At 36.2% G+C, this 9,842-nt stretch carries 10 protein-coding genes and 1 tRNA gene; 6 read left to right on the top strand and 5 right to left on the bottom strand.

The features are described from left to right. Nucleotides 1-116: 116 nt before the first annotated feature. Nucleotides 117-198, bottom strand: a tRNA-Leu gene (locus KBF89_07615). 152 nt (nucleotides 199-350) lie between these two features. Here KBF89_07615 and KBF89_07610 point away from each other — a divergent pair. Next, a complete protein-coding gene (locus tag KBF89_07610) occupies nucleotides 351-1,703 on the top strand; it encodes an aspartate aminotransferase family protein (GenBank protein MBP9116191.1) in 1,353 nt (450 codons plus the stop codon). Here the strand turns inward: KBF89_07610 and KBF89_07605 are convergent. Further along, nucleotides 1,696-2,121, bottom strand: a complete 426-nt coding sequence (locus KBF89_07605; protein MBP9116190.1) for an SDR family NAD(P)-dependent oxidoreductase — start codon at nucleotides 2,119-2,121, stop codon at nucleotides 1,696-1,698. The genes KBF89_07610 and KBF89_07605 overlap by 8 nt on opposite strands. 263 nt (nucleotides 2,122-2,384) lie before the next feature. On the opposite strand from KBF89_07605, the gene KBF89_07600 reads away from it, so the two are divergent. The 3 genes from KBF89_07600 (at nucleotide 2,385) to KBF89_07590 (ending at nucleotide 4,668) form a co-directional block, all read left to right on the top strand. Further along, the gene (locus KBF89_07600; protein ID MBP9116189.1) at nucleotides 2,385-2,588 is read left to right on the top strand and encodes a cold-shock protein; all 204 of its coding nucleotides are present in this window, start codon (nucleotides 2,385-2,387) and stop codon (nucleotides 2,586-2,588) included. 263 nt (nucleotides 2,589-2,851) lie between these two features. Beyond that, the gene (locus tag KBF89_07595; GenBank protein ID MBP9116188.1) at nucleotides 2,852-4,003 is read left to right on the top strand and encodes a hypothetical protein; all 1,152 of its coding nucleotides are present in this window, start codon (nucleotides 2,852-2,854) and stop codon (nucleotides 4,001-4,003) included. Between the two features lie 8 nt (nucleotides 4,004-4,011). Next, nucleotides 4,012-4,668 (top strand): histidine kinase, encoded by a 657-nt coding sequence (locus KBF89_07590; GenBank protein MBP9116187.1) that lies wholly within the window; start codon nucleotides 4,012-4,014, stop codon nucleotides 4,666-4,668. Nucleotides 4,669-4,673: 5 nt separating this feature from the next. Here the strand turns inward: KBF89_07590 and KBF89_07585 are convergent, their stop codons facing one another. From KBF89_07585 to KBF89_07575, 3 genes are all read right to left on the bottom strand, one after another. Then, complete coding sequence (locus KBF89_07585) at nucleotides 4,674-5,537, bottom strand: NAD(P)H-hydrate dehydratase (protein ID MBP9116186.1); 864 nt, start codon at nucleotides 5,535-5,537, stop codon at nucleotides 4,674-4,676. Continuing rightward, complete coding sequence (locus KBF89_07580; GenBank protein MBP9116185.1) at nucleotides 5,537-6,055, bottom strand: hypothetical protein; 519 nt, start codon at nucleotides 6,053-6,055, stop codon at nucleotides 5,537-5,539. The genes KBF89_07585 and KBF89_07580 overlap by 1 nt, the downstream gene beginning before the upstream one ends. An 83-nt stretch (nucleotides 6,056-6,138) precedes the next feature. Then, nucleotides 6,139-8,832 (bottom strand): cadherin-like domain-containing protein, encoded by a 2,694-nt coding sequence (locus KBF89_07575; protein MBP9116184.1) that lies wholly within the window; start codon nucleotides 8,830-8,832, stop codon nucleotides 6,139-6,141. 296 nt (nucleotides 8,833-9,128) lie between these two features. On the opposite strand from KBF89_07575, the gene KBF89_07570 reads away from it, so the two are divergent. Both KBF89_07570 and KBF89_07565 read left to right on the top strand, forming a co-directional pair. Beyond that, nucleotides 9,129-9,356, top strand: coding sequence for a hypothetical protein (locus KBF89_07570; protein ID MBP9116183.1), 228 nt, complete (start codon nucleotides 9,129-9,131; stop codon nucleotides 9,354-9,356). A 159-nt stretch (nucleotides 9,357-9,515) separates the two neighbouring features. Further along, nucleotides 9,516-9,842: hypothetical protein (locus KBF89_07565; GenBank protein MBP9116182.1), on the top strand; the 327-nt coding region annotated here is incomplete at its 3' end.

The following is a 9,842-nucleotide window of genomic DNA, read 5'->3' as shown; positions in this document are numbered from 1 at the left end:
TCAAATCTAGTCTATTTATATGTATAAATATTTCGTACGAGCGGAGCCGTGCTCTCCGGTGGAGAGCTAAGGTAATGAGTTGTTAGTCGGATCGCATTGATCAAACGTTTATTTCGTACGAGCGGAGGGACTTGAACCCTCACGTCTTTCGACACTAGAACCTAAATCTAGCGCGTCTGCCAATTCCGCCACGCTCGCGAGACTCTAAATTATAGTGTGGTTTATTAATAGAGTTCATATCGGCACCACACGAATATCATTGTGTATTCGGTAATTTGGGTCTAGCATAATGATACATTAAAGAAATCTAGTGTTTCTAACGATACATCAACGAACATCGGAGAAGAAAAATGACAAAAGATTTACATACAAAAGCTAAAGAAATAACTGAGTCGGAATTAAAGACTTATGAAGAGCGAACAAAAGAGTCCTCTCGCCATACTCACGAGGCTCAAAAAGTATTACCGATGGGCGTGCCTAGTAGCTTCCAATTTTATGATCCACATCCTGTTGTTGCATCGAAGGCACAAGCTTCATGGCTCGAAGATGTCGATGGGAACCATTACGTTGACTTTAACATGGGCTATGGTGCTCTACTTGCGGGCCATTGTCATCCAGTTTTGAAAAAAGCGATTATTGAACAACTAGAACTTGGCACTTTGTTCGTTACTCCATGTGATACAAATGCTGATGTTGCCAGTTTATTATGTGAACGTTTTAGCCAAGATATGTTTCGTTTTACTAATTCTGGTACAGAATCTACTCATGATGCTCTTCGAGTTGCACGCGGTCATACTGGACGTTCAAAAATAATTAAACTTGAAGGTGGCTATCATGGTCACCATGATGAGGTTATGGTTTCGACTAAACCTGCATTAGTTGAGGCGGGGGATCCTAATTTTCCTAATACCATTCCTGCAACTGGCGGTCTGCCTGATGGTGTTGTTACTGACGTTACTATTGTACCTTTCAATAACCTTGAGTCCTTAGAAACCCTTTTAAAAACTAAAGAATATGCTGCTTTTATTCTCGAGCCTGCAATGGAAAATATCGGTATTGTTTTACCAGATGATGGATACTTGCAAGGTGTTCGTGATTTAACAAAGAAATATGGAACTGTATTGATTTTTGATGAAGTAAAAACAGGTATTACTTCTGGCTATAACGGCGCCACAGGCGTCTTTGGTGTTATTCCAGATATGGTTTGTTTGGCTAAATCCATAGGGGGAGGTTTACCTCTTGGTGCTTTTGGTGGAAGTCACGAACTTATGGATAATATTTCAAATGGTAAGGTTCAACATTTGGGTACTTATAATGGTAATCCACTAGTAATGGCGGCTGCTCGTGCTGTTCTTGGTGATATTTGTACGAAAGAAAATATTGATGAGGCTTCAAGAAAAAACCGTTCAATTTTAGATCGTATAGATGCAATTATTGCTCAATATGATTTACCAGCTCATACTGTACAACTTGGCGCTAAGGGTTGTATAACTTGGTCTCGTGATAGGGTTCGTAATTATCGTGATTATAAAGCTACAGATTTTGAATTGGCATATGCTCAGTGGGTTTGGGGAATTAATAGAGGAATATTGTTACCACCTGGACTTGATGAACAATGGTTGATTAGTGTTCAAACAACAGAAGAGGATTGCGATCAACTAGTTGACGTGTTCAAAACTTTTGTTGAAGAACTGGTCAGCTAATCTTAGTTAGTTTTTCGGTATCAGCAATATAGCTGTATAGTTTTTCGTAATTTTCTAGATCTTCTAAGAAGTTGCTATTTACAACAATAATGTTTGATCCAGATTCTATATCCAATTGGCCATCTTCTAGTTTTTGTATCAGTCTTACTATGTCGTTAGTTTTTAATATTGGATCAAAGTCAAAGCCGTCGTCTTTGTGAATAGTTTTTAACAATGGTGTGTCGACATAGGTTGGTAAAAAATTAAAGGTTCGTGAATTTGGTAATTCTTTTGCAACTGCTTCAAAGTATCTGGTACTTGCAGCTTTTGAACTGCAATATAGTGAAAACTCGGCATCTGGGATTCTGTCTGATACCGACGAAATATTTATTATTAAAGCATTGGTTAATTTATTAAATAGATCTTTTACAATCATCATTGGAGCTAGAACATTTAAATCATATATTTTGGTTCAGTACGCGAGATTCCATAGACTTTGTGACCACGTTCAAGAAAATCTCTACTTATTGACTCACCAATACCTTTACTTACCCCTGATATAATGCATGTTTTCATGACAAGATATTAGTCTCTTCGGCTTTATAGCAATTAATTTTCTTCAAAGCGTGTCATTTATGTCAGAATAGCCTATAATTTAAGCTGAGAATCAAAAGGGTTCTCACTGAATGAATAGAGTATGTTTTGACTACAGGTACAGTTAAATTTTTTAACGCAGAAAAAGGCTTCGGCTTTATTGAAAGAGAAGATGGAAAAGATGTATTCGTACATTTTTCTAATATTGAAGGCGAAGGCCACAAATCATTAGACGATGGTGCAAAGGTCGAATTCGACGTTGTAGCTGGTGCTAAAGGCGACGAAGCGCAAAACGTTAAAGTCGTAGACTAAGAAATTAATCTTTAATTTTTTAATACAATTTGGGAGGGTATTATTATCCTCCTTTTTTATGTCATTATTATATTTATTTCTTTTATTTGACGATAACTTAATTTTTGTATATAATTTTACCAATGAATAATTCAATGACCACTTCGATGATGATGCACATGATGAATATGTTGCGCCCGGAGCTGGTTTCATAGTTATTTCTTTAACTAATTTAGAAAATCCACCAGCTTCGGGCAGGTGGATTTTTTTTATGGTTTTAAGGAATGGTTTTGAGTTTAATAGATGTACAAAATAGAGAAATAATAACAATAGGATTTGGTCCTGCTGGTTTGGCAGTTGTCCAGCAGGCTCATGCTAAAGGCTTGGGTGTTGAGGCCATTGATCCTACAAATGAAATAGGTGGCGGCTTGTTGGGAGATGTTAGCTTAACTTCTAACTCACCTGGCGCTGATTTTACAGAGCCTTATGTGGATTGTAATCCAAGAGCTCTCACACTTGCTGAGGCGCAACCACTAATTGGCACGACTGTGCCTGTAAAGTTAAAACTTGCATGTAGTTTTTTACATTCAGTTGCTAAATGTGCAGTAAATGATGGTTGGGTGAGCCATACAAAAGAAAAAGCGTTAGGTGTTGTCCAAACACCAAATGGCTATTTAGTCAATACACCTAAACAAAAATTTATAACATCAAGATTATTCTTAACACTAGGTGCTAAGGAAGAATTACTTCCTGAACTTTCAAATAGGGATGCAAGTATTACATATAAAGCTGGAGAAATATTTTCGCATTATCGCGATGAAGAACTCGCAACAGCGTTAAAAGAGAATCCTCATGTAATCATTATTGGAAATTCACATGGAGCTTATTCCGTAGTTGGAAAACTATTAAAAGCTTTTCCAAATATTCGTATTGATATGCTTAAAAGGTCGGATACTAAACCGTTTTTCGAAAGTGTTGATGAAGCAAAAAGTTTCCGGTATCAAGTAACTGCAAAAGATTCAATATGTCCTGATACTGGACGCATAAATCGCTACGATGGTATAAGAGGTAAAGCTAGAGATCTCTGGTATAGAGAAACTCAAGATAATTTAGATCACAGACTTTATAGCCATACTGATACGACTTTGAATGCTCTTGACTTATCCGGAAAAGCAATACTTGTTCAGGCTATTGGTTTTGAACGAAATAATGTACCATTTTCTCGTCTCGATGGATCAGAATTAAAATATAGAACTATTCCAACACCACAAGGGTTTGCACAAGCTGTAGAAATAGGTGGAGATCCATTACCCGGGGTAACCGCTATTGGTCTTGGTTCTAGTGAGAAAATTGGAACAAACGTATTTCATGAACAAGCAAAAGATGCTTTAGAGGTACCACTACCAAACCCACTACCAGAATTATTAGCAATATAAGGAGAGAAATGACAAAGACATACGAACAATTAGCAGAAATTAGTTTTGAAAAATTAGAAGATATAAAACCAGTGCCATTTATTTTTGAATCTGGCCAAGATATATTGAAATATAAAGTACCAGTTGTGACACCGGATGGAACTTGTAGTGCTGGTCATGAATTTGAAGCTGAACCATATGATTTGCGTGCAATCTTAAATATTACGAATAGCGAGCATCAAGAAAAAGTTATTGGACAAATACAGGAACTATATAATTTACTTGAAGGTGTTCAACAAGAACTGAAAACTGATTGGATTGGTATATATCAGACTGCAACGAATAAAGACGGGGTAGAGGTTTTGGTAAAACTTGCTTATCAAGGTGAACTAAGTCGTGCCGAGTTTCCTTTAACTAAAGAGTTTGCTCCATATAGTAATAACACAACAGTTGGTTTGAGCGGTAAAGCTATAATTATTGAAAGTGTTAGTGAATTTAAAGGAGCTTATTATATTTGTGACGGAAATGTGAATAGTGAAGCATGTCTTCCTATCTACAGTTCTGATCTTAGCAAAGTAATAGGTATTGTTGATGCAGAATCCTTTCACGACAGATTTTTCGAAGGCCGTAAACTGGATTTAGTAGCAAAGCTTTGCGAACAGCTAAGTGCCTATTTGCCTATATAATTTATTCACTTAGAACTCATGTTCTTGGACGATAATGCATTCGGCAAATATCCAATAACATCTGAAGCAATAATTCCAGGCTGTGTTTTTTCTTGCGCAGCTATATCGCCAGCCAAACCATGGAGGTATACTCCTAGTTGGCTAGCTTCAAATGTAGTAAAACCCTGTGCTAGTAGTCCAGCAATTATTCCTGCTAATACATCACCGGTGCCTGCTGTAGCTAAACCGGGGTTACCTGTATAGTTTTCATATATTGAACCATCTGGCCCAGCAACAAGTGTTTTGTTAGCTTTGCTGACAAGTACCACTTCAAATTCTTTTGAGTATAAAGCGGCTACTTCCTTGCGACTATGTATATCTGATGGTAATTCAATACCTGTAAGTTTTTTGAACTCACCATCATGCGGAGTAAATATAAATTGCTTATTTCTTATCGAAGCTTGTTTTAATTTTACTAAATCGTCTTTAAAACATGTGAGTGCACCTGCATCAAGGATTGTAGGAATTGATATATTCGCTATTAGTTTTTTTATCAAATTTGCATTAAAATTAACTAGACCGGGGCCAATTAACACAACCGAAATTTTTCTTTCTTTTATAAACTTATTCAATGAATCAAATGCTTCGTTTTCATTTTCGGGGATGCGTAAGGTCATTGCTTCGAGTACTCTTTTTTCTAGCTTGTCTATTACGTTTATCGATGATGCAATAGTCACTAGTCCTGCACCTATGCGAAGTGAGGCCATTGCCGAAAGTAGCGGAGCACCAACCGTTCCAGGCGATCCACCAATTATTAAGACATGGCCATAGCTATATTTATTCGTATCATCTTTTCTATTGATTAATTTTGATAATAATTTATGTTCCATCACAAATTCCTCGAATCATAAGCCCAGTGTAATAAAGCTTGTCTTTGGCGAGGCCTGCAATTTTCATCACCTATATCGCAATTATTCTGTAGTTGAGTTATATGTCTTTTCATATTTTTCCAACGTTTGATTTGTCGATGGTCTTCTTCGTCTATACGTCTACCCTGATAGTAGCGACAATACCATAAAAACCAACCTTTTGGATCTTCGTCATATATCCAACCGTTCTTTTCCCAAACACTAAGAGCTTGACTTGCATTTACTTTAAAATAGTTAAGATTTTTGTCAGCTTTGTTCTGAGAAAATTTAGCCTTTTTAAACCATGTTCTTGGAAATTCATTCGGAATTTCAACAAAATAATTCCCACCAAATATTCCTAAGTCGAGCATTTGTTTTGGTGTTAAATCTGGCTTAAAATCCTCACCAAAATTTTTGCCTTGTTTTTCGCTTAATTCGTATGAATAATCTGATTGATATACTTCATTAACGATTACTGTACCGAGTATTTTATTAGACATGAAAGTAAGTTTATAGCTTCTTAACTATGAGATTCACAAATAGAGCATTTCATTGTATTCTTATAAAGAGATATAAAAATCAACTAACTAAATTCTCCATTGTATCTTTTCTTACATTTACTTAAGAATAGTATTGCACCAAACAAAACTAGTAGAAATGCATTTGCTATTAATGTTTCTATATTTGCGCCAGTGTACGGCAAAGATCCATTTCCTCTAATCCGTACAGAATAGGATTGAATAAGTACTTCACCAGTAGGTGAGATACCTATACCCACTATTGTATGGGTATCGGATTTTAGATTCTTTGGTAGTACTAAATCAGTTGCAGCGAAACCGTCGCTATTCGCACTTACTCTTTTGAGTAATGTAGGGTCAGAGCAAACATAATAACTAACTTGACTATGTGGCATCCAAGATTTGGTACCAATAACTTCAATAGTTTTACCCGCCATCAAATCTCCGCTAACAATCTTTAAAAAATCATTAGGCAAAGGACAAGATGTGAGTGAGTCAGGTAGAATCAATGGTTTCCTAGTTGTAATTCCATCAATAAGTGTTAATTCATTTTGTTCTGATTCATAATTGTTCTCAAACCAATCTGGAATCCCATTATCGTTATTGTCAGTATCGTTAGCGATTGTTCGTGACAAAGTTATCGAGCCAGTATTTGATGATGTTCCACCATGTCCATCTGAAATTGTGTATTCAAAAGTTTTAGTAATAGTCTCACCAATTTTCAGTTCAAGGAAATATTCACCAACATTCCAACGGATTAGACCATTCTCAATCACAAGTGTTCCAATATCAGAACCTGTAGAAGTGACACTTGTTATACTGAGTGAATCGTCGGTATCTGGATCACTATCATTAACTAAAACATCTATTGTCGGCGTTTGTCGATCTTGAACAATGAGAGTGTCAGGTTCTGCAATTGGGTTAGCATTCAAACCATTTACAGTCACATATATGCTTGCACTAGAAACATTTCCAAATAAATCTTGTACATCATATCGTATTTCGGCGATGAGAGAGCTTCCTTGCGATACATTATTAAAATCTCCATCAGGATCGAATATGACATTATTATTAACAATTGAAATTGAACCTCTATCAGTAATTAATGTTGCACTAATAAGTTCCAATGTGTCTCCAGTATCAGGATCGGTATCATTATCTAAGGGAGAAATGCTGATTGGAGTATTTTCATCTGTGCTCACTTGATCATCAACTGGAGTTGGCGCATCATTAACACCATTTACCGTGATTGATATAGTGGCTTGTGAATAAACTCCTGGAAAAATATCGTCACTTATTTGATAAGTGAAACTAACTACTTCTGATTCGCCATCATTGAGGTAGTCATATGCTCCATTTGGAGAATATGTAATATAGCTGTTAGCCATCGAAGCTGTTCCTAGTAAACCAGTCGTATCTAAAGAGCGAATCCAAAAGGGGTTACCATTATCAGCGAAGTCATTTGTGCGCGGGTCGATGACAATTGATGTTTCGTCAGCATCGACATTATATGTATCATTAAATGCTTCAACATGATCATAACGTCCTGTAACAGTTACTGTAATAGCACCCTCACTAGATAAACCATTTTCATCATTAATAATATATGTCAATACAGTATCTTCTTGCCCACCTACAGCTAAATACTCAAAATCGCCATTCGGATCGAATACAACTTTGCCATTAGATACTGTTGCAGTTCCTTTTCCGGCTTGTGCAGTTACTGTTACTAAAGATATTTGGTCACCATCTGGATCGCTATCGTTTACTAATGCATCAATAGTTACTGGGTTATCTTCATTTGTTGTTGCAATATCGCTAACAGCAATTGGTGGGGTAGATGCTAAGAATGTAATAGTTCCAGTAACTGCAGCATTGCTCGGAGCTATTTCGTCAGTTTCGGATTGATTTACACTGTATTGACATGAGTCGTAACCAGCCGTTCCGTTATTTGTATATATGATATTGTTACCACTCCATGTACACGTACCATTCGTGGCTTGGATGGGTATGGATTGGGCGGTGGGTGTACCTAGCTTTGTTCCTATTCCGCCAGTGAAACCTGAGTCATTAGCTAGTGGTGATACAGTCTTCGAGTTTCCTATTTGTAAAATAAAAGTACCATCATCGACTGCAACAGGTGCTGTATATACATCGCTAAATGTCAAAGTGTTATCTGTGGTTGATGAATCCCAAGTTAAATTCCATGTTGGACAGCATGAGCCGGCATAACCAACTCCACCGTATTGTCGAACTGTTTGTGTTGGAATTGTCATAGTTGTTGAACCAGCTGATGGCGCGGTTGCACTATAGCTTTTACAAATATTTAAATCTTTTGTAGTCGATGTTTGAGTGTATATTTGTGTGAATGAATTACCTACACCATCAAGGGTGACTTTATCTATACTTGCCTCGTAAATACCTGTTTCTGATAAGTATGCACGTCTTACACAACGCTCATAATTGAATGTTTGTCCAGCTCTAACATTTTGTGGATACGATAGTGTTGTATCGGCATAGTGGCGAGTATTTACAGTACCAAATTGACCACCTCTATTAAGTGTATCGTTACGTTGATTAATGGTAGTGTTTTGATAACTTGTTGTTATAAATGATTCAACAGCATCAGCTGGAGTCGTTGTTTTAGCAGAAAGTGCTACAAATGATGATATTGATATCATAATAAGTATTAAAGTAGCAATTGTACGTTTTATAATGTTGATATTTGCTTTAATAAGGGCTCTAATGTAAGTAAGCATATTTATATCATCGTCAGTATCTGCAAAATGTTAAGCATATCCATGCGAAAATAATTTAAAGTCACACTGGGTGAATAATTAAACGTTGGAATTGAGAGGCTTTTCTCGGAATTACATTATATTCGTAGCAAACGCAAAATATTTTTATTTTTTAGCTAAGATATTGTTCAATCAAAAATTAAATGGCAGATATACTCTCAGTAAAGCAGCCAAAAAATTCATTAATTTAAAAGGACCGAAATTTGACAGCTACATTTATGCTTGACAATAAGACCATTGGAATTCAAAAATCAATAATGACCGGTAGTGTTAAAATATTTATCGATGGTGAAGAAATAGACATTCAAAATGCATGGAATCCTGCATCACAATTTCAATTCGCCTCGAAGAAAACATACGAACTTGTGCTTCTTGGCCATAATGTAACTATACAAAGAGAGAAACCTTTATTATTTGGATATTACAGAAAATGGATATTTCATATTTGGGTAGATGGACAGTTTTTGCAGTCCGTAGCTGACTAATCTATATAAAATTATGTACTTTTAGTGCACTGTTACAGCATTCCAGTTGTTTAAGGGTTATGTCTATTTTTAATAAAGTATTTTTTTGGTTAATGTATAAAATTTTGATTTAGTGGTGCTAATGTCTTTTATATATAATAAAAACGAATAAGGGAAATTATGTCAAAGAAAATATTTGCAATGATAATGATTCTGTCTATAGGTCTTGTCACATTTATGAACATCTCGCCAGTAAGTGCAGCGGCGGATACTTGTACTTGGACTGGTGCGACTTCAACAGCGATGTCTGATTCTTCTAACTGGACAGGTTGCGATAATGGTAATGCTCCACAGACTGGTGATGAATTGTTGTTTCCACCAGTAGCATCAAATAAAGCTTTAAACATTGATGGTTTCACTGCAGTTACAGATCAGTTAACTATCACAGGTGCTGGTTATAGTTTTAATAGAACTGGTGCTGCAGCTTTTAACATTGATGGACCTAGT

Source organism: Acidimicrobiia bacterium (assembly GCA_018057765.1).
In the GTDB taxonomy this organism is placed as follows: Bacteria; Actinomycetota; Acidimicrobiia; order IMCC26256; family JAGPDB01; genus JAGPDB01.
This window is presented reverse-complemented; position numbering and strand designations above follow the sequence as displayed.

Excerpts from the sequence above, each read along its gene's own strand:
- KBF89_07605 (MBP9116190.1), bottom strand. The coding sequence starts at position 2,121 with ATGATGATTGTAAAAGATCTATTTAATAAATTAACCAATGCTTTAATA.
- KBF89_07570 (MBP9116183.1), top strand. The coding sequence starts at position 9,129 with ATGACCGGTAGTGTTAAAATATTTATCGATGGTGAAGAAATAGACATT.
- KBF89_07610 (MBP9116191.1), top strand. The coding sequence starts at position 351 with ATGACAAAAGATTTACATACAAAAGCTAAAGAAATAACTGAGTCGGAA.
- KBF89_07585 (MBP9116186.1), bottom strand. The coding sequence starts at position 5,537 with ATGGAACATAAATTATTATCAAAATTAATCAATAGAAAAGATGATACG.
- KBF89_07575 (MBP9116184.1), bottom strand. The coding sequence starts at position 8,832 with ATGCTTACTTACATTAGAGCCCTTATTAAAGCAAATATCAACATTATA.
- KBF89_07595 (MBP9116188.1), top strand. The coding sequence starts at position 2,852 with ATGGTTTTGAGTTTAATAGATGTACAAAATAGAGAAATAATAACAATA.
- KBF89_07590 (MBP9116187.1), top strand. The coding sequence starts at position 4,012 with ATGACAAAGACATACGAACAATTAGCAGAAATTAGTTTTGAAAAATTA.
- KBF89_07580 (MBP9116185.1), bottom strand. The coding sequence starts at position 6,055 with ATGTCTAATAAAATACTCGGTACAGTAATCGTTAATGAAGTATATCAA.